Below are 25,023 nucleotides of genomic sequence, written 5' to 3' on the forward strand. Positions count from 1 at the left end.
ATGACTGCAGAGGCTGTTGAAACTGTAGAAGCCGCCGCGGCCGGCACCGGCCGTGTGGCGCGCGTCACCGGCGCCGTCGTCGACGTGGAGTTCGGCGTCGACGCGATGCCCGACATCTATAACGCGCTCAAGGTCGAGGTCACCCTCGGCGGCGAGACCAAGACGCTGACCCTGGAGGTCGCCCAGCACCTCGGCGACAACCTGGTCCGCGCCATCTCCATGCAGCCCACCGACGGCCTGGTCCGCGGCCAGGCGGTCCAGGACACCGGCGCGCCGATCTCGGTGCCCGTCGGCGACGTCGTCAAGGGCCACGTGTGGAACGCGCTGGGCGAGACGCTGGACGTCCCGACCTCGTCGCTGAAGATCACCGAGCGGTGGGGCATCCACCGTCCGGCCCCGGCCTTCGACCAGCTCGAGTCCCGCACCGAGCTGCTCGTCACCGGCATCAAGGTCATCGACCTGCTCACCCCGTACGTGCAGGGTGGCAAGATCGGCCTGTTCGGCGGCGCCGGCGTGGGCAAGACGGTCCTCATCCAGGAGATGATCCGCCGTGTCGCCCGCAACTTCGGCGGCACCTCGTGCTTCGCCGGCGTGGGCGAGCGCACCCGTGAGGGCAACGACCTCTGGCTGGAGATGGAGGAGGCGGACGTCCTCAAGGACACCGCGCTCGTCTTCGGCCAGATGGACGAGCCGCCGGGCACCCGTCTGCGGGTCGCGCTGACGGCGCTGACCATGGCGGAGTACTTCCGCGACGTGCAGAAGCAGGACGTGTTGCTCTTCATCGACAACATCTTCCGCTTCACGCAGGCCGGTTCCGAGGTCTCCACCCTGCTCGGCCGCATGCCGTCGGCCGTGGGTTACCAGCCCACGCTGGCCGACGAGATGGGCGTGCTCCAGGAGCGCATCACCTCGACCCGCGGTCACTCGATCACCTCCATGCAGGCGATCTACGTCCCCGCGGACGACATCACCGACCCGGCCCCGCACAACGCGTTCGCGCACCTCGACGCGCAGACCGTTCTGTCGCGGCCGATCTCGGAGAAGGGCATCTACCCCGCGGTGGACCCGCTCGACTCCTCCTCCCGGATCCTCGACCCGCAGATCGTGGGCGAGGAGCACTACCGGGTGGCCCAGGAGACCAAGCGGATCCTGCAGAAGTACCGCGAGCTCCAGGACATCATCGCGATCCTCGGCATCGACGAGCTGTCCGAGGAGGACAAGGTCACCGTCCAGCGGGCCCGCCGCATCGAGCGCTTCCTGTCGCACCCGATGTACGCGGCCGAGGCCTTCACCGGCCAGCCGGGCGAGACCGTGCCGCTCGACGAGACCATCGCCTCCTTCAAGGGCCTCTGCGCGGGTGAGTACGACCACCTGCCCGAGCAGGCGTTCTTCATGGTCGGCGGCATCGAGCAGGCCGTGGCCAAGGCCAAGGAACTCCAGCGTCGCTAATCGCCATACGGTGGCGGCCCGGGCACGATCCCGCGCCGCCACCTGATCGGAAAGGAACCTGCACAAGTGGCGAAGCTACGCGTAGGGGTTGTCTCACCCGAGCGTGAGATCTGGTCTGGCGAGGCCGACATGGTGATTGCCAAGACCGTGGACGGCGAGATCGGTATTATGCCGCAACATGCACCTGTGCTCGGCGTTCTCGTCGAGGGCGGTGTGCTGCGCGTGAAGCGGGAGGGCGAGGTCGACCTCGTGGCGGCTGTTCACGGCGGGTTCATCTCCGTGGCCGACAATGAGGTGTCCGTGCTCGCCGAGGTCGCCGAGCTCGGGTCGGAGGTCGACGTCGCGGCTGCCCGTGACGCGCTCGACCGCGCTCAGGCCTCCATCGAGGCCAACCAGGAAGACGCCGACGCGGCGATCGAGGCCAAGCGTGCCAGGGCCCGGCTCCGCGCGGCGGGGGAAGACGTATAACAGAGCTGTCAGGGGGCGGCATGGTGGCGACGGTTGTGGTTCTCGTAGTGCTGCTCGCCGCCCTCGTGGTGCCGCGCGTGTTCATGCTGCGCTCGCGCGGCAACGTACCCTGTCGGTTGCGGGCCGGTGACCGCGGCTGGCGCAGCGGGGTGGCCCGCTATGCCGACGGGGAACTCCACTGGATTCCGCTCCTGGGCGTCCGACTGAGGCCGCGCCACGCGATCGCGAGGCGCGGCCTCGTCGTTTCCGCCCGTCGCGAGCTCGGCGACGGCCTCTACGCGGTGGACTGCAGCGGCAGCACGCGGGGCATCTCGCTGGCGATGAGCGCCGACGCGCTCACGGGCTTCCTGGCGTGGCTGGAGTCCGCGCCGCCCAGTGCCTACCTCGACGTGGCCTGACGGGGCCGCAGCGCGGGTCTGAGCGCCGCCCCGAGTGTGTTCAGCGGGTGCCGCCCGGCTTCCACAGGATCTCCTGGCCGGCGTGGGCCACGCGGCAGGCGATGAACAGCAGGTCCGACAGCCGGTTGAGATATTTCGCGGTCAGCGGGTTCATGTTGTCGTGGACCTGCAGGGCGGCCCACGTGGTGCGCTCGGCCCTGCGTACGGTCACGCGGGCCACGTGCAGCGCCGCCGTCGCGGGGTCGCCGCCCGGCAGGATGAAGCTGCGCAGCGGCTTCAGTCCCTCGTTGAGCCGGTCGCACTGCTCCTCCAGCCGGTCCACGTAGGACTGCTCAACCCGCAGCGGCGGGTACTCAGGGTTGTCCGTGACCGGCGTGGCGAGGTCGGCGCCGACGTCGAAGAGCTCGTTCTGCAGGCGGGTCAGCAGCTCGGCCAGCTCGCCCGGCAGGGTGCCGAACGACAAGGCCAGCCCGAGGTGGGCGTTGGCCTCCTCCACGTCGGCGTACGCGGCCAGCCGCGGATCGGTCTTGGCGGTCGTGCTCATGTCGCTCAGCCTGGTGGTGCCGTCGTCGCCGGCACGGGTGTAAATGCGAGAGAGAACGACCGGTTTGTCCTTGTCGGCACGCGTCATGCGCTCAGCGTAATGACAAAAGTCATCCCGATCGGACGCGGGATGCATGTCCGGCCCGTGATTTCGGTGACTACCTGGGCGAACGGTGTGAACGCCACTATTGACCCATGACGAAGGAGAGGACCTGATGCTGGAGATAAGCGAGCTGCGCAAGCGCTTCGCGGGCGGCCCCGACGCCCCCGGCGGAAAGGTCGCGCTGGACGGCGTGGGCTTCAGCGTGCGGCCTGGGGAGATGTACGGGTTCGTCGGCGCGAACGGCGCCGGCAAGACGACCACCATGCGGATCGTCATGGGCGTGCTCCAGGCCGACTCCGGCTCGGTGAGCTGGCAGGGCCGCCCGCTCGACTACGACATGCGGCGCCGCTTCGGCTACATGCCGGAGGAGCGCGGGCTGTACCAGAAGATGCGGGTCGCCGAGCAGATCGAGTACTTCGGCCGCCTGCACGGGCTCAGCGCGCCGGCCGCGCAGAAGGCCACCGAGGAGCTGATGGAGCGGCTGGGCATCGCCGAGCGCAGGAACGAGGCCGTGCAGGCGCTCTCGCTGGGCAACCAGCAGCGCGTGCAGCTCGCGGTCGCGCTGGTGCACGACCCCGAGGTGCTGGTGCTGGACGAGCCGTTCTCCGGCCTGGACCCGATCGCCGTGGACGCGCTGGCCGGCACCCTCCAGGAGCGGTGCAGGGGCGGCGTGCCGGTGATCTTCTCCAGCCACCAGCTCGAGCTGGTCGAGCGGCTGTGCGACGCGGTCGGCATCGTCGCGCGCGGGCGCATGGTGGCCTCCGGCACCGTGGCCGAGCTGCGTGCCGCCGAGGGCGACACGCTGCGCGTGGAGGTCCGCGACCCCGCCCCCGGATGGGCCGACGGCCTGCCCGGCACGGTCACCGTGCGCGGCGACCGGCACATCCTGCGCACGACGAACGCGGACGACCAGGAGGTCCTGCGCCGCGCGATCAAGGCGGGCCGCGTCGAGCACTTCGGCGTCGAGCAGCCGACCCTCACCGAGATCTTCAAGGAGGCCGTGGCGTGAACGGTGTGATGCTGGTCGCCCGCAGAGAGGTGATGACGCAGATCCGCACGAAGGGGTTCGTCATCGGCCTGCTGGTGACGGCTCTCCTGGTGGCGGCGGTCTCGTTCGCGCCCAAGCTCATGGACCGCCCCGACTCCTACACCCTCGGCACCGTGAACAGCGAGCGGCTGCCGCTGGACCGGGCGGCGCCGGAGGCGAAGTTCGAGTGGAAGGAGTTCGCCGACGAGGCCACGGCCCGGCAGGCCGTGCTCGACGGCGACGTGGACGCCGTGGTGGTCGGCGGGACCAAGGTGCTCGCCGACGGCCAGCTCGACGACGAGCTCGGCGTGCTGCTGCAGAGCGTGAACCGCGAGGTCAAGCTCGGCGCAGCGGGCGTGTCGATCCCGCCGCTCCAGATGGAGACCGTGGGCGAGGACGCGCGGTACGACTCGGCCCGCACCGGGATCGCCGTGGTGCTCGTGCTGGTGCTGTTCATGCTGATCATCGGCCAGGTGTCGACGGTGGCGATGGGCGTCGTCGAGGAGAAGGGCAGCCGGATCGTGGAGATCCTGCTCTCCTCGATCCGGCCCTGGCAGCTGCTCGCCGGCAAGATCATCGGGTTGGGCGTGCTCGGCCTGATCAACCTGGTGGCGATCCTGGCCGTCGGCCTCGGCGCCGCGGCCGCCTCCGGCGCCGCCGCGAACTTCCCGCCCGGCATTGCCGGGCTCGTGGCCGGGGTGCTGGTGTGGTTCGTGCTCGGCTACGCGTTCTTCGCGACGCTGTCGGCCGCGTTCGCCTCGCTCGTCTCCCGCCAGGAGGAGGTCGGCAGCGTGATCATGCCGCTGACCATGACCATCATGCTCACGTACTTCGTGGCCTTCTACGCCACCACCGACCCCACGGGCACGCTGGCCACGGTCATGTCGTACGTGCCGCCGTTCTCGTCCATGGTCATGCCGGTGCGGATGGCGGCGACCGAGGTGCCGCTGTGGCAGGTGGGCGCGTCCATGGCGGCCATGGTGCTGGCGGTGCTCGCGGTGCTGTCGTTCGGCGCCGGGGTGTACCGCCGGGCGGTGCTGCGCACGGGAGCGCGGATCAAGCTCACCGAAGTGCTGCGCGCCGGGTAGGCGGACGGCGGCAGCATGGAAGCGCTCCAACGGGCCCGGCGCATCACGTGGATCACGTTGATCGCCGGTCTCGTCATGTTGTGGATCATCCTCGCGATGGGCAGCGTGGTGCTGTTCGGCGAGGGGAGGTTCCCCTGGTGGCGCGCCGTGCCCGCGTTCGCGGCGGCGGCGGGCTTCACCTGGCTCGCCTGGCGGGCCATCGACGCCGTGATGGCCGGCCGCTATCCCCTCCGCGAGATCGTGGTGAGCGCGGTCCTCGCGGTCATCGGAGCGGCGGCGGGCGGGGGAGACCCCTTCGGCTGGGGCTTCCTCATCATGGTCTGGGTCTACACCGCCACGCTGCGGGTCTCCAAGCGCACGGCGGTCCTGCAGTCGGCGGGGGCCCTCGTGGTCGCCGTGGGGCTCGGCCTGCTCGGGGTGGTGACCGACACCGGGGTGACCGGCGCGGACCTGAGCCTGCCGGAGGCCGTGCTCTTCTACGTCGGGGTCTACGGCGTCTGGTGCGCCTCCCTGCCCCCGTCCGGCCGGCTGTGGTTGTGGATCTGGACGCTGGCGGAGCAGGCGCACCAGGGCAGGGAGGCGCACACACGGCTCGCGCTGGCCGAGGAGCGCCTGCGTTTCGCCCGCGACCTGCACGACCTGGTGGGCCACCAGCTCTCGGCCATCGCGGTCAAGACCGAGCTGGCCAGGCGCCTGTCGGAGGCCGATCCCGCGGCGGCGAAGGCCGAGCTGACCGAGATCAACACGCTCACCCGGAAGGCCCTGCGCGAGCTGCGCGAGGCCGTGCGCGGCTATCGCGAGCTTGACTTGACGGCTGAGCTGGATAGCGTGAAGGGAGTGCTCGAAGCGGCCGGGGTCCGCTGCGAGGTGCGCCTGCCCTATCGTGAGCTCCCCGCCGGGCTGGCCCCCGTCTTCGCCTTCGCGGTGCGCGAGGCGGTCACCAACGTGCTGAAGCACAGCACGGCGACGTTCTGCGACATCTCGATCAGGTTCACCCCCGAGCAGGCGGAGCTGTCCGTACGCAACGACGGGGTCGCCCGGAGGCAGGCCGCAGACCTGGGCAGCGGGCTCACCGGCATGGCGGAGCGGCTGGCCGCCGTGGGCGGCGCGGTGCGCGCCCGGCCCACGGAGGATGGCGAGTTCCTGCTCGAAGCTGTCGTGTCGCTGCCTGTGGCTGGGTAGGGATGACATGCAGGAGGTCCGTTCCGCGCATCTGTGCGCGCGGCGCGACCGGCTGTGCGCGTGACTGAGGAGGTGGCATGCGCGTCCGGGGCAATCCGAGAGCTCAAGTGGTGCGGATCGGGGCCAGGCTCGACGCCGGCACGTCTGCGGGGGTGCGCGAGCGGCTGCACGACGCTCTCGACGCCGGCGAGGGCGACCTGATCCTCGATCTCTCCGAGCTGGAGATGATCGACGCGACCGGTCTCGGCGTGCTCGTGGGGGCGCATCGGCGCGCGATGGGCGCGCAACGCCGCCTCGTCCTACGGGGGGTGCCACCGCGGATCATGCGGATCCTCGCGGTGACCCGGCTGAATCGGGTCCTGCTCGTGGAGGTTCCGGCGGCCGCGGTGGCCTGAGGACATATAGCGGCGGGCGGCGATCAGCCGCCGCCCGCTCTTTCTCACTTAGACAAAATCCGGATTACGGATGGTGCGCATCCCTATGCGCACGGAATACCGCGGGATTTATCCCGGGACCGTCCCGGATCAGGGCGCCGCGAGGCTGCGCATGAAGATGTGCACCGCGGTCGCCACGAGATCGTCGATGGCCGGCTGCGGCTCGGCCAGCAGCCATTCGATGAGCAACTCCTGCAACGCCCCAATGGCGCCGAGTGCCAGCAGCCGCCGATTCACGTGCGGATCCTGCGGAAAATCCGCGGCGGCCTCCTGGATGATGCGGGCGAAGGACTCTATGGCCCGCTGGCGCGACATTGACAGCACGTCGCCCGATCTGCGCACCTCGACGTGCATGATGCGGGCGCGGCGCCAGTCGGCCGTGGCGAACTCGATATAGGCGCGAATCCCCGCCCGCACACGCCCTTCGAGGGTGTCCGGGGCCTCCTGTAACGCTTTGGCCACGACGCTCAGGCTTTCCTCCACGCAGCGCTGGTGCAGCGCCTGAAGCAGCTCCTCTCGCCCGCCGAAACATTCGTAGAAGGCGCGGTTCGAGATCCGCGCCTCCGAGCACAACCTTTCGATCGTCGTCGCCGCGAATCCCGGCTTCGCGTATAGCGTGTAGGCGGCCGTCATCAGCCGCTCCCGTCTGTCCGCCAGCCTTTGCTCAGCCGACATTCCCCGGTAAGACCGGTTCACATTCCACCCGTCCAACATGATCGTGGCCCCCAGAGCACACAATTATGGACGGATGATCCGTTAAGGGAAAGAGTACGAAGATTATCTTTTACGTCGGCCGTGCAAGAACGTGACAAGCCTGATCAGCCGCTCAAGCTCGGCGGGCCCTCGGGAGAACGAGGTCAGGTTCATCCCGGGCATCGCGAAACGCTGTCGCGAGATCGCTTTGGGCCTGCTGAACTCGCGCAGGCCGTCGGCCCCGTGGATGCGCCCGAAGCCCGAGTCGCCGACGCCGCCGAACGGCAGGGACGGCACGCCGGCGAACGAGATGACCGAGTTGATCGCCGTCATGCCGGTCCGCATGAGGCGGGCCAGCTCGGTCGCCCGGCGCGCGTTCCTGGAGAACACCGTCCCGCCGAGCCCGTACGATGAGGCGTTGGCCAGCTCCAGCGCCTCCTGCGCGTCGCGGGTGCGCCGCACGGTGATCGTGGGGCCGAACGTCTCCTCGCGCACGGCCGCGGAGTTCTCGGGCACGTCCTCGACGATGACCGGGTCCACGAACGGCGGCCGCACCGACCCGGGCCCGCCGGTGACCACCCGGCCCGCCTTGGCGGCGTCGTCGATGTGCCGCTTGATGACCTCGACCTGGGCGGGCATGGTGATCGGCCCGTAGTCCTCACCGGCGCGCACCTTGGTCACCCGCTCGGACAGCTCGCGCATGAACCCGTCGTAGACCGCGTCCACGACGTAGACGCGCTCGACGCCCACGCAGGTCTGGCCGGCGTTCGACATCGCGCCCCACAGGCAGGCGTCGGCGGCGGCGCCGAGGTCGGCGTCGGCGTCGACGATGAAGGCGTCCTTGCCCCCGCACTCGGCCACGATCGGCGTGAGGTTCTCGGCGCAGGCGGCCATGACGCGCTTGGCCGTGGCCGTCGAGCCGGTGAAGGCGATCTTGCGGACGCGCGGGTCGGCGGCCAGGGCCGCGCCGGTCTCGCCCAGGCCGGTCACCGCCTGGAACACCGGGTGCTCGGGCACCGCCTCGGCGAACAGCTCCGCCAGCCGTACCCCGACGCCGGGGGTGAACTCGCTCGGCTTGAACACCACGGCGTTGCCGGCGGCCAGCGCGTACGCGATGGAGCCCATAGGCGTGAAGACCGGATAGTTCCAGGGGCCGATCACGCCGACGACCCCGAGCGGGAGGTATTCGAGCGTGGCGGCCAGGTTGAGGCCGATCATGCCGGTCGCGACCCGGCGGCGGCCCAGCACCTTGTGGGCGTTGCGCGCGGCCCAGTCGATGTGCGTGATCGCCAGCACGATCTCCAGCGTGGCGTCGCCGACCGGCTTGCCGGTCTCCTCGTGGACGAGCCGGGCGAGCTCCCGCAGGTCGCGGGTGACGACCGCCTTGTAGTCGAGCAGCCGGCGCCGGCGCTCGGCGTGCCCCAGGCCCGCCCACCAGGCGGCGGCCGCGTCGGCCCGGCCGACCGCCTCGCGGACGGCCTCCGGGCCCTGCTTCGGGTGGCTGCCGACGATCGCGCCGGTGGCCGGGTTCAGTGAGTCGAACGTCACTGTGGTCATGGCGTCACGATAATCCGGTAAGCCATCGCTTACTAGGGCAAGGTGGGCGTGACGACCTGCGGCGCGTCGGAAAGGCGGCTCAGAACAGCGTGGGGTTCTCCGGCTCGATGCCGCGCAGCGCGTCGTAGTCGAGCGTGACGCAGTCGATGCCGCGGTCGGTGGCGAGCACCCGGGCCTGCGGCTTGATCTCCTGGGCGGCGAAGACGCCGCGGACCGGCGCGAGCAGCGGATCGCGGTTGAGCAGCTCCAGATAGCGGGTGAGCTGCTCGACGCCGTCGATCTCGCCACGCCGCTTGATCTCCACGGCCACGGTCGCGCCGAGGCCGTCGCGGCAGAGGATGTCGACGGGGCCGATGGCCGTCATGTACTCGCGGCGGATCAGCGACCAGCCCTCGCCCAGCGTCGTGATGTGCTCGGCGAGCAGCTCCTGCAGATGGGCCTCCACGCCGTCCTTGATGAGCCCGGGATCGACGCCCAGCTCGTGGCTGGAGTCGTGGAGGATCTCGGCCATGGTCAGGACCAGCTTCTCGCCGGTCTTGCCGTGGGTGACCGTCCAGGTGCCGCCGTCCTCCTTGAGCTTGCACGGCGGGTTCATCCAGTTGAGCGGCTTGAACGCGCGGTCGTCGGCGTGGATGCTCACGCTGCCGTCCGCCTTGATGAGCACGAGCCTCGGCGCCATCGGCAGGTGAGCCGTGAGCCGTCCTACGTAATCCACGCTGCATCGCGCGATGACCAGCCGCATGACGACCCACCTTAGCGGCTCTGGAAAACTGGGGGCATGGCGATCGACGGGGGCATGACGTTGCGCGGGTCCGGAGGCGGCACGGGATGAGCCCGCGACGGGCCCGCCGCAGGGAGTCCTCCCGCCCCTTCGGCTTCCCGACCGGCCTCGACAAGGTGGAGGAGTGGCCAGACGGCGAGTGGAAGGTCCGCATGCTCACGGGCGCCGCGTCGACGAAGAACTACCGCTGCCCCGGCTGCGACCAGGAGATCCGCCCCGGTCAGCCGCACCTGGTGTCCTGGCCCGCCTGGTCGGGCGGCGACGAGGAACGCCGCCACTGGCACCAGCCCTGCTGGCGCAAGAGGCTCGACCGCGGCCCCGGCCGCAGCCGTTACTAGCCCCCGTTACCAGCCCCCGTTACTGGCCCCCGAAAGGAACGATGGTGGAGATTCGCGCGGCGACGGAGCTGCCGGCCCGGCGGGAGCCGATCGAGCTGCACACGGCCGACGGCCTGACCCTGGTCGGCGAGCTGGCCCTGCCGGCAGAGCGGGCCCCGGTCGCGACGCTGGTGACCCTGCACCCGCTGCCGACCCACGGCGGCTTCATGGACAGCCACCTCTACAAGAAGGCCGCCAACCGGCTGCCGGCCCTCGCCGACCTGGCGGTGCTGCGCTTCAACACGCGCGGCACCTCCTCGGACCGCGGCACCTCGCAAGGGGCCTTCGACGGGGGCGAGGGCGAGCGCTTCGACGTGGCCGCCGCGCTGGAGTACGCCGAGTTCCACGACCTGCCGCGGGTGTGGGTGGTCGGCTGGTCGTTCGGCACCGAGCTGGCGCTGAAGTGGGGGCACGACCCGCTGGTGCAGGGCGCCATCCTGCTCTCGCCGCCGCTGCACCGGGCCACCGACGACGACCTCGACGCCTGGGCGGCCTTCGGCCGGCCGCTGACCGCGCTGGTGCCGGAGTTCGACGACTACCTGCGGCCGGAGGAGGCGCGCGAGCGCTTCGCGCGGGTGCCGCAGGCCGAGGTCGTCGGCGTCGACGGGGCCAAGCACCTGTGGGTGGGAGAGCCGTACGTGCGGATCGTGCTCGACGAGATCGTCAAACGGGTCAACCCGGCCGCCTATCCGCTGCCCACCGAGGTCTGACGAGGATTTGCGCGCGGACGCGAGCTTTGAAGCTTTTCGTGAACATAATGAGCAGAACTCTGGACTCCACGTCTGACACAGGGTGACAATCCGAGCGTCAATCGAAGATCGTGGAGACGCCGGGCGGTGTCCGTTCCGCGCGTAACCCCTGCTCAGCATGGGCGAGGACAAATGCGGGTCGTGCGTTTACTTGGTGCGGCGGCGATGGCGTTTCCGATGGTGGCGGTGGTCCTGACACAGGCACCGTCCGCCGCGGCCGAGACCCCTCCGGCGGCGTATGCCGCGGCGCCGCCGGAGCAGGCCGGGCCGCCCGGCCAGGAGGGCGCGGAGCGGCAGGCGGCGGCCCTGGCCCGGCGGGACAACCGCACCGTCGAGATCGAGTCCATGCGCGGCGAGACCCGCCGCGTCTACGCCAAACCCGACGGCACGTTCACGCTGGAGCAGTACGTACGCCCGATCCAGGTCCGCAGGGACGGCGGCTGGGTGCCCGTGGACACCACGCTCCGCCTGCGCCCGGACGGCGCGATCGAGCCGGTCGCCGCCGCGGTCGGCGTCACCTTCTCCGGCGGCGGCGACGGCCCGCTGGCCCGCCTGTCGCGCGGCGGCAAGACCCTGGAGCTGGGCTGGACCGGCCCGCTGCCCAAACCCACGCTGAACGGCGACACCGCCACCTACGCCGAGGTCAGGCCGGGCGTCGACCTCCAGGTCACGGCCGACGTGGACGGCTTCTCGCACCTGCTCGTGGTCAAGACGCGGGAAGCCGCGCAGGCCCTGACCGAGCTGGCGTACCCGCTGGCCGCCGAGGGCCTGTCGGTGAAGACCGACGCGGCGGGCAACCTGCGGGCGCTCGACGAGGCAGGCGGCGCGCTCTTCCTCGCCCCCACGCCCAAGATGTGGGACTCCGAGGGCCTGACCAGCCCGAAAGCGCTCAGGGAAGGCCGCTCGCCCGAGGCCCGCGAGGCCACGATGGGCGTCGCGGTCAAGGGCCGCGAGCTGCGGCTCAAGCCGGACCGCGCGATGCTGACGGACCCGGAGACCCAGTTCCCCGTCTACCTCGACCCCTACTTCTCGGCCTCGCGCGGCTCGTGGACCGCGGTCTGGAGCAACTGGCCGAACTCCAACTACCTGAACTCCAGCGACGTCGCCCGGGTGGGGCACGTCGAGTCGCAGAAGAACCGCTCGTTCTTCCAGATGGCGACCGGCGCGACCATCCACGGCAAGCAGATCATCAAGGCGACGCTGCGGACGTACGAGACGTGGTCCTACTCCTGCAGCGCCCGCAAGGTCGAGGCGTGGGGCACCGGCGCGATCAGCTCCAGCACCACCTGGAACAAGCAGCCGACCTGGACCAGGCTGCTGAGCACGGTGAACGTGGCCAAGGGCTGGGGCGCCTCCTGCCTGCCCGGCGGCGTCGAGTTCGACATCACCTCCTGGGCCGCCGACGCCGCGGCCAAGAAGTGGAACCAGATGACCGTCGGCCTCCGGGCCACCAGCGAGACCGACGTGTACGCCTGGAAGAAGTTCAAGAACAACCCGACCGCGGTCATCGAGTACAACTCCATCCCCAACGACCCGGTCGCCGCCGATGTCTGGTCGGACCCGGGCGGCCCCTGCGTCTCCGGCGACGACCGGCCCATCATCAGCACGGCCACGCCCAAGCTGTGGGCCAAGCTCAAGGACGCCGACAACTCGGTCAAGGGCCGCTTCGAGTGGTACAACGCCGCCGGCGTGAAGGCCGGCGAGTACGTCACCGCCACCGGCTCCTCCGGCACCGCCTTCGCCGCCACCGTCCCGACCAGCCTGTACGCCGACGGCGCACTGGTCCGCTGGCGGGTACGCGCCGAGGACGGCAAGGCGAACAGCGCCTGGAGCCCCTGGTGCGAGGCCACGGTGGACGCCACCGCGCCCGGCCAGCAGCCCACGATCATCTCCTCCGAGTACCCGGAGAACAGCTGGTCCGACGGCCTCGGCCTGGCCGGGACGTTCGGCTTCGGCCCCAACGGCGTCACCGACGTGGCCTCCTACCTCTACGGGCTCGACACCAGCCCCACCACGGTGGTCGCGGCGGGCGAGGAAGGCAAGGCGACGGTCCAGATCACCCCGCGGCACGACGGCCCCAACGTGCTGTCGGTCCGCAGCAAGGACCGCGCCGGGCAGCTCGGCCCGATCCGCACGTACGTCTTCAACGTCAACTCAGGCCGCCCGCCGGCCGGGCACTGGCCGCTCGACGAGGGCCAGGGCGGCACCGCCGCCGACGCGGGGGGCACCCACCCCGCGACCCTGACCGGCGCGACGTGGACGAGCGGCCGCACCGGCTCGGCGCTGCGCCTGGCCAGCGGCTCGGCGCAGACCTCCGGCCCGGTCCTCGACACGAGCCGCAACTTCGCCGTCGCCGCCTGGGCCCGCCTGACCTCCAACGCCGCTACCGCGACCCTGCTCACCCAGGAGGGCGGCAGGACCGGCGGGTTCGCCCTGCAGTACTCCAAGAGCGACGACCGCTGGGCGTTCACCCGCACCGCCGCCGACGCCGACGGCGCGGCGACCACCCGCGCCCTGTCGGCCGCCGCGCCCCGGCTGAACGAGTGGACCCACCTGGCCGGCGTCTACGACACGGCGTCCCGGCAGCTCTCGCTCTACGTCAACGGCCGCCTGGAGTCCACGGTCGCCTTCACCCAGCCGTGGAACGCCGCCGGCCCGTTCGTCGCCGGCCGCGGCAAGGTCGCGGGAGCGGCGGCCGAGTTCTGGCCGGGCGACGTGGACGACGTGCGCGCCTACGGCAGGGCCGTGTTCGCCGACGAGATCGCCGACCTGATCAACAGCGCGTCCACGCTGGTCGGCCACTGGACGCTGGACGAGGAGAGCGGCACCGCCGCCGCCGACTCCTCCGGCCGGGCCACGCCCGCCACGCTCGCCGGGGCCGCCTCTTGGACCTCCGGCTGGCTGGACGGCGCGCTCGCGCTCGACGGCGTCACCGGCGCGGCCCAGACCACCAAGCCCGCGGTCTCCACCGCCACCGGCTTCACGGTCGCCCTGTGGACCCAGCTCGACTACCTGCCCACCAAGGACGTCGCCGCCGTGTCCCAGCCGGGCAACCGGGCCGCCGGGTTCCAGCTCGGCTACGACACCGCGCAGCAGCGCTGGGTGTTCGGGATGGCCTCGGCCGACACCGACACCGCGACCCTCGTACGGACCCGCTCCGACTCCCTCGCCAACCCGATGGAGTGGACCCACCTGGCCGGTGTGTACGACTCCCTGACCGGCCAGCTCCGCATCTACGTCAACGGCCGCCTGTCCGCCACCACGGTCACCGGCCACACCAGCACCTGGAACGCCACCGGACCGCTGCAGCTGGGCCGCACCAAGAGCGCGGGCGCCCTGACCGGCTACTGGCCGGGCACCGTCGACGACGTCCGCACCTACGACGGCGTGCTCAACGCCGATCAGATCGCCGCACTCGCCGCCCAATAATCCCTTCTTTTCGCCCAGTACACCCCCTCGAAGAGCAGCACCACCCGACTGGGAGAGTCATGGATCTGCCGAGTGAGTTAGAGCTGCCCGAATCCCGATGGAATCGCCCTCCGGAAACCCCGGAGTTCGCCGACGCCCCCGACCCCTACTGGAACCGCTTCCTCCACCCGAAGCCCGAATCCCCCTGGCCGCGCCGCCTGGCGACGATGCTGTCCGTCATCCTCATCGTTCCCATGGCGTACGCCATGCCCGCCGAGGCCGCCCCCCGCCCCGCTCCCCAGGTGCGGAAGGAGACCCCGGTCAAGGGCACCAAGGTTCCGGTCCTGCCGCCGCTGGACAACCCGGTCGCCAAGCAGGTCTGGACGGCCCCGCCCGGCGTGAGCTGGCCGAAGCCGCAGACCGCCGAGCTGGGCGGCACGGACGCCGCGGCGCGGACCCTCGCCGCCGGCGACTTCCCGGTCAGGCTGGCCCCGCCGCAGAAGGCCGCGAAGAACGCCAAGTCCGCCGACGCGGCGGAGGCGGCGGAGGCGGTGACCCCCGTCAAGGTCGAACTGCTCGACCCCGCCAAGTCGGACCGGCTCGGCCTGACGATGCGCGTCTCCCCGAGCGGGAACGGGGTGGCGGCCCGCTCGGCCGGCAAGGCGACGACGACCCGGCTCCAGATCGACTACTCCGGTTTCCGCTACGCCTACGGCGGCGACTACGGCGCCCGCCTGCGCGTGGTCAAGCTGGAGGAGTGCGCGCTCACCGGCGCCGCGGACTGCCCGCAGCCCACGCCGGTCAAGAGCGAGAACAACGCCGCCGACGGCACGGTGACCGCCGAGGTCGAGACGGCCGGCCTGTACGCGGTGACCGCCGCCGCCTCGGGCCCGTCGGGCGACCACGCCGCCACCTCCCTGTCGGCGGCGTCCGACTGGAGCGTCGGCACCCAGTCCGGCGACTTCAGCTGGGGCTACGAGATGCGCGTGCCGCCGTCGCTGGGCGGTGAGGAGCCGGAGATCTCGCTCGGCTACTCCTCGCAGAGCGTGGACGGGCGCACCGTCTCCACCAACAACCAGACGTCCTGGGCCGGTGAGGGCTTCGAGCTGAACCCCGGCGGCTTCATCGAGCGCCGGTACAAGTCGTGCATGCTCGACGGCAAGAAGACCGGCGACCTGTGCTGGGACCAGGACAACGCCATCATGTCGCTCGGCGACTCGTCGGTCGAGCTGATCAAGGACGCCACCACCAAGCAGTGGCGGCCCAAGCGCGACGACGGCACCAGGATCGAGTACCTCACCGGCGCCACCAACGGCGACAACAACGGCGAGTACTGGCGGGTCACCACGCCGGACGGCAACCAGTACACCTTCGGCCTGAACCGGCTGCCCGGCTGGGCCAGCGGCAAGGCCGAGACCAAGTCGGTGCAGACCGTGCCGGTGTTCGGCAACAACAGCGGCGAGCCCTGCTACAACAGCACCCCGGCCAACGCCTGGTGCCAGCAGGCCTACCGGTGGAACCTCGACTACGAGGTGGACACGCACGGCAACGCCACCACGTACTGGTACGAGCGCGAGACCAACTACTACGGCCGCAACATGAAGCCGGAGCAGGGCACCCAGTACGTGCGCGGCGCGTACCTCACCCGCATCGACTACGGCTACCTGAGCAACGAGCTGTTCACCAAGCAGCCGGCCGCCCGCGTGGTGTTCGACGTGGCCGAGCGCTGCCTGCCCAGCGGCACGGTCACCTGCGCGCCCGAGCAGCTCAAGAAGGAGACCGCGAGCCACTGGCCGGACGTGCCGTTCGACCAGATCTGCGACAGCGGGGTGAAGTGCACCGACCGCCTCGCGCCGACGTTCTTCACCCGCAAGCGGCTGGTCAAGGTCACCACGCAGGTGCGCAACGCGGCCGGCCAGTTCACCCCGGTGGACTCGTGGGCGCTGACGCACCAGTTCCCCGCCTCCGGTGACGGCATGAGCCCGGCGCTGTGGCTGGCCTCGATCCGGCAGACCGGCCACGTGGGCGGCACGATCACGTTGCCGCCGGTGACGTTCGTCGGCGTGCAGCTGCCCAACAGGGTCGACGCGAACGAGGGCCGGGCCCCGCTGGTCAAGTGGCGGGTGCAGGCCATCAACAACGAGTACGGCGGAGAGCTGCGCATCAACTACTCGGCGGCCGACTGCAAGCCGGGCGACGTGCCCGCGGCCGACAAGAACACCAGGCGCTGCTTCCCGCAGCGCTGGGCCCCGCCGAACGAGGCCGAGGTCACCGACTGGTTCCACAAGTACCTGGTGGCCCAGACCATCGAGGTGGACCGGGTGGCCGGCTCGCCGAACGTGGTCACCGACTACGAGTACCTCGACGGCGCCGCCTGGCACTACGCCGACAACATCCTGGTCAAGCCCGAGCACCGCACGTGGGCCGACTACCGCGGCTACGGCCGGGTCCGCGTCCGCGAGGGCGACGGGCAGGACGGCAAGCGCACGCTGACGGAGTTCCGCTACTTCCGCGGCATGCACGGCGACAGGCTGGCCGACGGCTCCAAGCGCAGCGTCCAGGTGGAGGACTCCGAGGGCGTCAAGCGCGACGACCTCGACCAGCTCGCCGGGTTCGAGCGGGAGGAGACCCTCTTCGACGGTGACGGCGGCGCGGTGCTGACCTCGACCGTGCAGGACGCCTGGTCGGCCAAGACGGCCGAGTCCACGCAGGGCGGCGTCACCAAGACCGCGTACATGGTGCAGCCCACGTCCATGGTCACTCGCACCGCGGTGTCGGGCGGCAAGTGGCGGCGTACCGGCGAGGACCGCACGTACGACACCAAGGGCCTGCTGCTGCAGGTCGAGGAGAAGGGCGACCTGGCCACCGCCGACGACGACCAGTGCACCCGTTACACCTACGCCCGCAACGACACGAGCTGGATGCTCGACTTCCCCAGCAGGGTGCAGAAGGTCGCGGCGGCCTGCACCACCGGGGTGGCCAAGCTGGCCGCCGACGAGATCCTCGCCGACGAGAAGATCCAGTACGACGGCCAGTCGAACGGCCAGGCCCCGACCAAGGGCGACGTGACCGCGGTGCAGGAGCTCGTCTCGGCCGAGGGCCAGACGATCACCGGCAGCGCCCACACGTACGACGCCTACGGCCGCGAGACCAGCGAGACCGACCCGGTCGGCACCAAGTCCGTCACCACCTACGTCCCGGCCTCCGGCGCCCTGCCGACGGAGACCACCGAGACCAACCAGCTCGGCCACACCGAGCGCACCATGCTCGAACCGGCGTGGGGCGAGCCGACCGCCGAGGTCGACGCCGCGGGCCGGCGCGTGGACATGGAGTACGACGCGCTCGGCCGGCTGATCAAGGTCTGGCAGCCGGACCGCAGCAAGGCCGCCGGCCAGTCGCCCAGCACCGAGTTCTCCTACCAGGTGCGCAACGACGGCCCCAGCGTCGTCACGACCAAGACGCTGAACGCCGACGGCACCTACACCACCAGTCACGAGCTGTTCGACGGTCTGATGCGTGAGCGCCAGACCCAGGAACCGGCCCCCGTCGACGACCAGACGCAGGATCCGGAGCTGCGCGACGGGCGCACGATCACCGACACCTTCTACAACTCGCAGGGCGAGGAGTACAAGGCCAACACCGGCTACTTCGCCACCGGCAAGCCGTCCACCGAGCTGTTCGGGGTGGCCGACGCCGCGGTCCCCACCCAGGTCGTCACGCTGTTCGACGGCGCGGGTGAGGCCAACGCCGAGGTCTTCAAGGTCAAGGGCGTGGAGAAGTACCGCGTCGCGGCCAAGGACCAGGGCGACCGGCTGGACGTCACGCCGCTGCCGGGCGACACCGCCACCACCAGGATCGGCGACGCGCAGGACCGGCTCGTCGAGCTGCGCCAGTACAAGGGCTCGACCCCGACCGGCGAGTACGAGTCCACCAAGTACACCTACGACAAGGCCGGCCGGCTGGCGACGGTGACCGACGCGGCGGGCAACGTCTGGCGGCACCACTACGACCTGCGCGGCCGTGAGATCAGGACGGAGGACCCCGACAAGGGCGTCACCACCACCACGTACAACGACGCCGACGAGATCGTCACCACCACCGACGCGCGCGGCCGGACCCTCTGGTACGGCTACGACGCCCTCGGCCGCAAGACGGAGCTGCGCGAGGGCTCGGCGACCGGCACGCTGCTGGCCGAATGGAAGTACGACGCGCTGGCCAAGGGCCACATGCACGCCGCCATCCGGTACGTGGACGGGCAGGCGTACACCGCCGAGATCAACGCCATCGACTCCGACTACCGCACGCTCCGCCAGACCGTGACCATCCCGGCGCGGGAGGGCAAGCTGGCGGGTTCCTACCAGCTCAACACCCGCTACACGCTCGACGACCAGGTCCAGTCGATCAGCTTCCCGGCGGGCGGCGGCCTGGCCGAGGAGTCGGTCGTCTACAGCTACGACGGGCTGAACCAGCCGGTCAAGGTCACCGGCCTGTCGGCCTACGTGAGCGCGGCCCGCTACAGCAAGCTCGGCGAGACCCTCCAGTACGAGCTGGGCGAGGGCAGCAAGAAGACCTGGCTGACCTACACCCACGACGAGGGCACCCGCAGGCTCACCGGCATGCGGCTGGACCGGGCCGGCGCGCCCGCCAGCGACCTGGACCTGTCCTACACCTACGACGCGGCCGGCAACGTCACCAAGATCGCCGACCGGGCCGTCCAGGACACCCAGTGCTTCACCCACGACCACCTGCGCCGGCTGACCTCCGCGTGGACGGCCACCGACGACTGCGCGAGCGGCGCCCCGCAGTCGAGCAAGATCGGCGGCGTGGCCCCGTACGCGGTCAGCTACGCCTACGACGTCACCGGCAACCGGACGAAGGAGACCAAGCACGCCTGGGGCGGCGCCAACGAGCAGGTGCGCACCTACACCTACCCGGCGGCCGGCGGCAAGCAGCCGCACGCGCTGCAGAGCGTCGGCGCCGACCTGTTCGGCTACGACGCCGCCGGCAACACCACCAGGCGCAAGGTCGGCAACGCCGACCAGACCCTGACCTGGGACGCCGAAGGCAACCTGGAGTCGGTGACCGAGGGCGGCAAGACGACCTCGTTCGTCTACGACGCCGACGGCGACCGGCTGCTGCGCAAGACGCCCACGGACGCCACCCTCTACATCGACGACATGGAGCTGCGGCTCGACTACGCCAAGAACACCGTCGAGCAGACCCGCTACTACACCATCGGCGGCGAGGCCATCGCGGTGCGCACGCCGGACAACCAGGTCTACTTCGTGGCCAACGACCACCAGGGCACGGCACAGGCCATGGTGAACGCCGGCACCGGTGACGTGGCGATCCGCAGGCAGACCCCGTTCGGCGAGGACCGCGGGACACCACCACCCTGGTGGCCGGGACAGCGCGGCTTCGTCGGCGGCACCAAGGACGCCACGACCGGGCTCGTGCACCTCGGCGCCCGCGAGTACGACCCCGCCAACGGCCGCTTCCTCTCGGTGGACCCGATCATCGACGAGGGAGAGCCGCAGCAGCTCAACGCCTACTCCTACGCCAACAACAGCCCCGTCACGATGAGCGACCCCGACGGCCAGCTCTTCTGGTTCGTGGTCGGCATCGCGGCGCGGATCGCGGCGCGCCAGCTGGCCAAGAAGCTGGCCCAGGCCGCGGCGCGGCGGGCGGCAGCGGCGGCGGCCAGGCGGGCGGCGCTCGCCGCGGCCCGGCGCAGGGCGGCCGCGCTGGCCAGGAAGCGTGCCATCGAGGCGGCCAAGCGGCGGGCCGCGGAGGCCGCCAAGAAGCGGGCGGCCGCCGAGGCCAGGAAGAGAGCCGCGGAGGCCGCCAAGAAGCGGGCGGCCGCCGTGGCCAGGAGGAAGGCGGCGCTGGCCAGGCAGCGGGCCGCCGCGGCGGCGGCCCGGCGACGGGCGGCGGCAGCGGCACGCCGGGCCGACGCGGCCCGGCGGCGCGCGGCGGCCGCGCGCAGGGCGGTGACCAGGCGGGCCAGCAGGCCGTCCAAGGCCACGGTCCGGCATCGTCCCGCCGTCCGCCCGACCAGCCGTAAGGCGGTTCAGCGACAGTCGCCGCCCAAGGCTCAGCGCACACCGCCGAACTCCTCGCAGCCGCGCGGGCTGAGCGAGGCGCAGAAGAAGTCGATCGACGAGCAGCTCGGACGGGTGCGGCCCACGGGTTCGCACACGCGGGCGGCTCCCAGGGAGTCGGACAGCATCGCCCACCAGGGCACCGGGTGGGGCCCGGCGGGCAAGGCGTACTCGTCGGAGACGCCGCGCTCGAAGATGCCGACGGTGATCTACCGCATCTGGGAGATCTTCCGGCCGCCGGCCATCCCCCCGAACTGATCAGGAGTCAGCTCAGCGAAAGGACGCATAGAGCCCTCGTTCCGGACGGACACCCGTCCGGGGCGGGGGCTCCCGCGTTCCCGGCGGACACCCATAGAATCTTGTTCGGTTCGGCTGGCACGCAACGGAGGAGGCGGCGTGGGCGCGTTCGATCTCAACGGTAAGCAGGCCCTGGTCACGGGGGCGTCGAAGGGCATCGGGCGGGCCATCGCGCTCGCCTACGCGGCGGCCGGCGCCGACGTGGCCCTGGTGTCCCGGTCCGCCGACGCGCTCGCCGAGGTCGCCAAGGAGGTCGAGGCGCTCGGCCGCCGGGCCGTCGTGCTGCCCGCCGACCTCACCGACCGCGACGCCGCCGCGAGCACGGTGGCCGCCGCGATCGACGGGCTCGGCCACCTCGACATCGTGGTCAACAACGCGGGCGGCTCGAACTTCATGGTCGAGTTCAAGGATTTGCGGCTGTCCGGCTGGGACAAGCTCATGCGGCTCAACCTCGACTCGGCCATGGTCGTCTGCCACGCGGTCGCGCCCCACCTGCTGGAGCGGGGGAGCGGGTCGGTCATCAACGTGGCCTCCGTCGCGGCGCTCGGCGCGCCGTTCCTGGCACCGTACGCGGCCGCCAAGGCCGGGCTGGTCGCGCTCACCAAGACGCTGGCCCTGGAGTGGGCACGGGCCGGCGTACGGGTCAACGCCCTGTGCCCCGGCTGGACGGCCACCGAGCTCAACCGCAACCTCTGGGACGACGAGAGCGGCGGGGCGGCCACGGTCGCCACCGTGCCCATGCGGCGCTGGGGGACCGCCGAGGAGATGGCCCAGCCGGCGATCTTCCTGGCGAGCGGGGCGTCGGCGTACATGACCGGGCAGGTCCTTTTCATCGACGGCGGGGCCACCGCCGTCTGACCTGCTGTCCAGCGGGTCGGACGAAAGCGGTCGCGCGCTTTGCGGCATATCGGCATGCGACATCGTGTGCTCATCAGCGTGATCCGCGTTACCGTGGGGGCCGTGCAGCTCTACACGAGATCGTCCGGGACCGGGCTCCCGGTTGTGCTGCTTCACGCGTTCCCGCTGTCGTCGGCCATGTGGCTGGCCCAGCGGGAAGGACTGGCCAAGGTCTGCCGGGTCATCACCCCCGACCTGCGCGGCTTCGGCGGCTCGCGGCTGGGCGAGGACGACCCGTCGCTCGACCTCATGGCCGACGACGTCGCCAGGCTGCTCGACGACGAGGGCATCGAGCGGGCGGTGGTCGGCGGGCTGTCCATGGGCGGCTACGTCACGCTGGCGTTCTGCCGCAGGCACCCCGACCGGCTGCTCGGCGCGATCCTCGCCGACACCAAGGCCGTCCCCGACCCGGCTCCCGCGCGGGACAACAGGGAGCGCATCGCTCAGGCCGTGCTGTCCGAGGGCAGCGACGTGCTGGTCAGCGAGGTGCTGCCGGGGCTCATCGGGCCCACGACCAGGGAGCGGCGGGCCATGGTGTTCGGGCGGGTCAAGGGGCTGGTGCAGTCCGCCCCGCCGGGCGCGGTCGCCTGGGCGCAGCGCGCGATGGCCGGGCGGCCGGACTCCACCGGCACGCTCGCGGCGCTGAAGGTCCCCCTGCTGGTCGTGGTGGGCGAGGAGGACGACCTGACGCCGCCCGCCGAGGCCGAGGCCATGGCGGCGGCGGTGCCGGGCGCGCGGCTGGAGGTCATCCCCAAGGCCGGCCACCTCAGCGCCGTCGAGCAGCCGGAGGCGTTCAACGCGGCCGTGTCGGAGTTCCTGCAGACCGAGCTGGGCGCCGCGCGCCGATGAGCGGCCCGCTCAGGCGCGGGCCTGCCGGGGGATCACCACCTCGCGGATGATCAGCGCGATGGCGGCGGCCACCGGGATCGCGAGCAGCGCGCCGACGATGCCGAGCAGCGCCCCGCCGAACAACGCGGCGATCACCGTCACGGCCGGCGTCACGTCCACCGAGCGCTTCATCACCCTCGGGTAGATGAGGTAGTTCTCGATCTGCTGGTAGACGATGAAGAAGACGGCGCAGGCGATGCCGGCGGGCACCGACTGCAGCAGCGCCACGGCCGAGACCACCACCGCGCCGATCGTGGCGCCCACCAGCGGGATCAGGTCCGTCAGTGCGACGATGAGGGCGAGCGCGAGCGCGTACCTGACGTCCACGATGGACAGGAAGATCCAGGTCACGACGCCCGCGATGACCGAGATGAGCACGTTGCCGGCGACGTAGCCGCCGATCCCGGTCAGGATCTCCTCGCTGATCGCGCTGGTCCGCTCCCTGCGCGAGGCCGGCACCAGCTTCAGCAGGTACGCCTTGATCGTGTGCAGCGAGCCGAGGAAGTAGAGCATGAGCACCAGCAGCGTCACCGTGGTGAACACGCCGTCCAGCACCACCAGGCTCGCGCCCATGATGCCGGTCGCGAGCGACGGCCCCAGCACGGTGGTCACGAACGTGGCGACCTGCGAGATGATGTGGTAGTCGGCGTCGAGCTGCCGCAGCGCCGGATGGTCGCGCAACTCGTTGACGTGGCCAGGCACCGCCGCGATGAAGTCGGCGAGCTCCCGCCCCACCGGCGGCACGATCGCCAGCCCGAACAGCACGAACGCCACGATCACCCCGATGAACACGATGGAGATCGCGGCCCTTCTGACGAGCCCGCGCCGCTGCAACGCCTCGACGGCCGGATTGAGCCCGACGGCCAGGAACATCGCCACCACGACCAGGATGATCGTGCTCAGCGAGTTGACGACCATCTGCGCGATCGCGATCGCGGTCAGCACCCCCAGGCCGCCGACCAGCCCGAACAGGAACGGGCCGCGGGCGAGCGGCTTGCCCGGCAGGCCGTACGGCTGCGCCGGACCGCCGTTCCCCGCCCCGTCCTCGGCCTTGGGCCCGTCCTCGTTCTTGGGCCCTGCCTCAGGCGTGGGACCACCGGCCTCAGGCCCTGTGGCGGTCTCGGCATTCGCGGACACTTACCAGCAACTCCTCCCATATCGGGCCGAAAACACAGAGAGAGCCTAGCGATCCAGTGATCGCCAGGCTCTCTCCCAGCCGTCAAACAGCCCCGATGCGGTGAATCGTTACTCCTGCCACCACTCCGCGTCGTCGTCGGACTTGGCCTCGATCTTGGCCGCGGGCGTGGTGGCCGGCGCCTCGACCACCGGCGCGGGCGCCGGGATCGCGGGCTTCGGCGGAGCCGCGGTGACCGCGGGCTCCGGCTCCATGCCCGGCAGCGCCGCGCCGCCGAGGAGCTGACGGAGCTGGGCCAGGTGGCTGGTGATGCTGTCCCGCTGGCGGGTCAGCTCGTCGACCTGGCGCTGCATCGCCGTACGGGTGCGCTCGGCCTCGGTCTTCGCCTCGGTGACGATGGTCTCGGCGCTCGACTTCGCCTCGGCCACGATGGACTCGGAGTTCTTGCGGGCGTTGGCGACGAGCTGCTTGGCGTGCAGGTCGGCCTCGCGGCGGGTCTGCTCGGCCTGCTGGGTCGCCTTCGTGGCCCGCGACTCGGCGGTGGCGGCGCGCTGCTCGGCCTCGGCGACCAGCTTCTGCGTGGCGGCCTGGGCGGTGGCGTGGCGCTCGGCCTCCTGGCGCTCGGCCTCCTCCCGGCGGGAGGCGAGCTGGATCTCGAACTCCGCCTCGTCCTGGGCCCGCTTGGCCTCCGACTCCTCCAGCACCCGCTGGGCCTGGGCGCGCATCTCGTCGGCCTGGCGCTTGGCGGTGGTCAGCACCTCGTCGCGCTCACGCTTGGTCGAGGCCCGCAGCTGGGCGACCTCGCGCTCGGTCGTGGTGCGCAGCTTGGCGATCTCGCGCTCGGCGTCGGCGCGCTTCTCGGCCACCTCGTGGTCGGCCGTGGCCCGGAGCTTGGCGACCTCACGCTCGGTGGTGTTGGTCAGCTCGTCGGCCTCGCGGCGGGCGGTGCCCCGGATCTCCTCGGCGTCGCGCTCGGCGGCGGAGCGCATCTCGTCGCTCTCGCGCGTGGCCTGGGCGCGCTTCTCGGCGGCCTCGGCCTCGGCGGCGGCGCGCAGGTCGGCGGCCTCGACCTTGGCCGCGGCCTTGATCTCGTTGGCCTCGGACCTGGCGGCCTGGACGAGCTCGGTGGCCTGCTCCTCGGCCAGCCGGAGCAGCTGCTCGATGCGGGCGCCGAGACCGGAGTAGGTCGGGCGCTCCTGCTCCTGGAGCTGGCGCTGGGAGTCGGACAGGTCGCGCTGCAGGCCGGTGATCTGCTCGCGCGCCTGGCGAATCTCCTGGTCGAGCTGCTTGAGGTGGTCGTGGACCTGATGCCGGTCGTAACCGCGAAGCACCACATCGAATTCGCGTGCGGGTGCGTCCTCGAAGAAATTGTTGAGCTGGGCGTCGATGTCGGACTGCATGGAGGCTCGATCCTGGGTTGTCGAGACGGCTACACGTGCCGGACGGGG

Annotated in this window: 19 protein-coding genes; 13 read left to right on the top strand and 6 right to left on the bottom strand. The window is 71.2% G+C overall.

Features of this window, described 5'->3' with window-relative positions; all coding sequences use genetic code 11:
* The 3 genes from atpD to ACBR40_RS22770 all read left to right on the top strand — a co-directional run bounded on the left by atpD (window position 1) and on the right by ACBR40_RS22770 (window position 2,315).
* On the top strand, window positions 1–1,449 hold the full coding sequence (atpD, locus tag ACBR40_RS22760; RefSeq protein ID WP_344209453.1) for a F0F1 ATP synthase subunit beta: 1,449 nt from the start codon (window positions 1–3) through the stop codon (window positions 1,447–1,449).
* Window positions 1,450–1,515: 66 nt separating this feature from the next.
* Window positions 1,516–1,917 (top strand): F0F1 ATP synthase subunit epsilon, encoded by a 402-nt coding sequence (locus tag ACBR40_RS22765; protein ID WP_091090848.1) that lies wholly within the window; start codon window positions 1,516–1,518, stop codon window positions 1,915–1,917.
* Window positions 1,918–1,952: 35 nt separating this feature from the next.
* A complete protein-coding gene (locus ACBR40_RS22770; RefSeq protein ID WP_344209450.1) occupies window positions 1,953–2,315 on the top strand; it encodes a DUF2550 domain-containing protein in 363 nt (120 codons plus the stop codon).
* Window positions 2,316–2,355: 40 nt separating this feature from the next.
* On the opposite strand, the gene ACBR40_RS22775 is transcribed toward ACBR40_RS22770, so the two are convergent.
* Window positions 2,356–2,946, bottom strand: coding sequence for a cob(I)yrinic acid a,c-diamide adenosyltransferase (locus ACBR40_RS22775; RefSeq protein WP_371250033.1), 591 nt, complete (start codon window positions 2,944–2,946; stop codon window positions 2,356–2,358).
* Window positions 2,947–3,073: 127 nt separating this feature from the next.
* Between ACBR40_RS22775 and ACBR40_RS22780 the strand changes: the two genes are divergently transcribed.
* The 4 genes from ACBR40_RS22780 to ACBR40_RS22795 all read left to right on the top strand — a co-directional run bounded on the left by ACBR40_RS22780 (window position 3,074) and on the right by ACBR40_RS22795 (window position 6,653).
* A complete protein-coding gene (locus ACBR40_RS22780; RefSeq protein ID WP_344209446.1) occupies window positions 3,074–3,970 on the top strand; it encodes an ATP-binding cassette domain-containing protein in 897 nt (298 codons plus the stop codon).
* A complete protein-coding gene (locus ACBR40_RS22785) occupies window positions 3,967–5,076 on the top strand; it encodes an ABC transporter permease (protein WP_371250034.1) in 1,110 nt (369 codons plus the stop codon). Before ACBR40_RS22780 ends, ACBR40_RS22785 begins: the two co-directional genes overlap by 4 nt.
* A gap of 15 nt (window positions 5,077–5,091) precedes the next feature.
* Window positions 5,092–6,258: a sensor histidine kinase gene (locus tag ACBR40_RS22790; protein WP_371250035.1), complete on the top strand. Its 1,167-nt coding sequence runs from the start codon at window positions 5,092–5,094 to the stop codon at window positions 6,256–6,258.
* Window positions 6,259–6,335: 77 nt separating this feature from the next.
* Window positions 6,336–6,653, top strand: coding sequence for an STAS domain-containing protein (locus tag ACBR40_RS22795; RefSeq protein ID WP_344209440.1), 318 nt, complete (start codon window positions 6,336–6,338; stop codon window positions 6,651–6,653).
* 129 nt (window positions 6,654–6,782) lie between these two features.
* Here the strand turns inward: ACBR40_RS22795 and ACBR40_RS22800 are convergent, their stop codons facing one another.
* The 3 genes from ACBR40_RS22800 to nucS form a co-directional block, all read right to left on the bottom strand.
* A complete protein-coding gene (locus tag ACBR40_RS22800) occupies window positions 6,783–7,325 on the bottom strand; it encodes a TetR/AcrR family transcriptional regulator (protein ID WP_364448940.1) in 543 nt (180 codons plus the stop codon).
* 144 nt (window positions 7,326–7,469) lie between these two features.
* Window positions 7,470–8,942 (bottom strand): aldehyde dehydrogenase family protein, encoded by a 1,473-nt coding sequence (locus ACBR40_RS22805; RefSeq protein WP_371250036.1) that lies wholly within the window; start codon window positions 8,940–8,942, stop codon window positions 7,470–7,472.
* Window positions 8,943–9,021: 79 nt separating this feature from the next.
* The gene (gene nucS / locus ACBR40_RS22810) at window positions 9,022–9,684 is read right to left on the bottom strand and encodes an endonuclease NucS (protein WP_344209434.1); all 663 of its coding nucleotides are present in this window, start codon (window positions 9,682–9,684) and stop codon (window positions 9,022–9,024) included.
* Between the two features lie 86 nt (window positions 9,685–9,770).
* Here nucS and ACBR40_RS22815 point away from each other — a divergent pair, with 86 nt between their 5' ends.
* The 6 genes from ACBR40_RS22815 to ACBR40_RS22840 all read left to right on the top strand — a co-directional run bounded on the left by ACBR40_RS22815 (window position 9,771) and on the right by ACBR40_RS22840 (window position 22,401).
* Complete coding sequence (locus ACBR40_RS22815; RefSeq protein WP_364448934.1) at window positions 9,771–10,061, top strand: ATP/GTP-binding protein; 291 nt, start codon at window positions 9,771–9,773, stop codon at window positions 10,059–10,061.
* A gap of 44 nt (window positions 10,062–10,105) precedes the next feature.
* Entirely contained in the window at window positions 10,106–10,810 is a 705-nt protein-coding gene (locus ACBR40_RS22820) for an alpha/beta hydrolase (protein ID WP_344210458.1), read from the top strand.
* Between the two features lie 204 nt (window positions 10,811–11,014).
* Window positions 11,015–14,278, top strand: coding sequence for a LamG-like jellyroll fold domain-containing protein (locus ACBR40_RS22825; RefSeq protein ID WP_371250037.1), 3,264 nt, complete (start codon window positions 11,015–11,017; stop codon window positions 14,276–14,278).
* A gap of 59 nt (window positions 14,279–14,337) precedes the next feature.
* Window positions 14,338–20,616, top strand: coding sequence for an RHS repeat-associated core domain-containing protein (locus tag ACBR40_RS22830; protein WP_371250038.1), 6,279 nt, complete (start codon window positions 14,338–14,340; stop codon window positions 20,614–20,616).
* Between the two features lie 138 nt (window positions 20,617–20,754).
* Window positions 20,755–21,513 (top strand): SDR family NAD(P)-dependent oxidoreductase, encoded by a 759-nt coding sequence (locus ACBR40_RS22835; RefSeq protein ID WP_371250039.1) that lies wholly within the window; start codon window positions 20,755–20,757, stop codon window positions 21,511–21,513.
* 54 nt (window positions 21,514–21,567) lie between these two features.
* A complete protein-coding gene (locus ACBR40_RS22840; RefSeq protein WP_344209424.1) occupies window positions 21,568–22,401 on the top strand; it encodes an alpha/beta fold hydrolase in 834 nt (277 codons plus the stop codon).
* A gap of 9 nt (window positions 22,402–22,410) precedes the next feature.
* Here the strand turns inward: ACBR40_RS22840 and ACBR40_RS22845 are convergent, their stop codons facing one another.
* Window positions 22,411–23,577, bottom strand: coding sequence for an AI-2E family transporter (locus ACBR40_RS22845; RefSeq protein ID WP_371250041.1), 1,167 nt, complete (start codon window positions 23,575–23,577; stop codon window positions 22,411–22,413).
* A gap of 108 nt (window positions 23,578–23,685) precedes the next feature.
* A complete protein-coding gene (locus ACBR40_RS22850) occupies window positions 23,686–24,975 on the bottom strand; it encodes a DivIVA domain-containing protein (RefSeq protein ID WP_344209420.1) in 1,290 nt (429 codons plus the stop codon).
* Window positions 24,976–25,023: the final 48 nt, after the last annotated feature.

This window comes from Nonomuraea sp. AD125B, from assembly GCF_041402765.1.
GTDB lineage: Bacteria > Actinomycetota > Actinomycetes > Streptosporangiales > Streptosporangiaceae > Nonomuraea > Nonomuraea bangladeshensis.

Excerpts from the sequence above, each read along its gene's own strand:
- atpD (WP_344209453.1), top strand. The coding sequence starts at position 1 with ATGACTGCAGAGGCTGTTGAAACTGTAGAAGCCGCCGCGGCCGGCACC.
- ACBR40_RS22775 (WP_371250033.1), bottom strand. The coding sequence starts at position 2,946 with ATGACGCGTGCCGACAAGGACAAACCGGTCGTTCTCTCTCGCATTTAC.
- ACBR40_RS22780 (WP_344209446.1), top strand. The coding sequence starts at position 3,074 with ATGCTGGAGATAAGCGAGCTGCGCAAGCGCTTCGCGGGCGGCCCCGAC.
- ACBR40_RS22790 (WP_371250035.1), top strand. The coding sequence starts at position 5,092 with ATGGAAGCGCTCCAACGGGCCCGGCGCATCACGTGGATCACGTTGATC.
- ACBR40_RS22795 (WP_344209440.1), top strand. The coding sequence starts at position 6,336 with ATGCGCGTCCGGGGCAATCCGAGAGCTCAAGTGGTGCGGATCGGGGCC.
- ACBR40_RS22800 (WP_364448940.1), bottom strand. The coding sequence starts at position 7,325 with ATGACGGCCGCCTACACGCTATACGCGAAGCCGGGATTCGCGGCGACG.
- ACBR40_RS22805 (WP_371250036.1), bottom strand. The coding sequence starts at position 8,942 with ATGACCACAGTGACGTTCGACTCACTGAACCCGGCCACCGGCGCGATC.
- nucS (WP_344209434.1), bottom strand. The coding sequence starts at position 9,684 with ATGCGGCTGGTCATCGCGCGATGCAGCGTGGATTACGTAGGACGGCTC.
- ACBR40_RS22815 (WP_364448934.1), top strand. The coding sequence starts at position 9,771 with ATGAGCCCGCGACGGGCCCGCCGCAGGGAGTCCTCCCGCCCCTTCGGC.
- ACBR40_RS22825 (WP_371250037.1), top strand. The coding sequence starts at position 11,015 with ATGGCGTTTCCGATGGTGGCGGTGGTCCTGACACAGGCACCGTCCGCC.
- ACBR40_RS22830 (WP_371250038.1), top strand. The coding sequence starts at position 14,338 with ATGGATCTGCCGAGTGAGTTAGAGCTGCCCGAATCCCGATGGAATCGC.
- ACBR40_RS22840 (WP_344209424.1), top strand. The coding sequence starts at position 21,568 with ATGCGACATCGTGTGCTCATCAGCGTGATCCGCGTTACCGTGGGGGCC.
- ACBR40_RS22850 (WP_344209420.1), bottom strand. The coding sequence starts at position 24,975 with ATGCAGTCCGACATCGACGCCCAGCTCAACAATTTCTTCGAGGACGCA.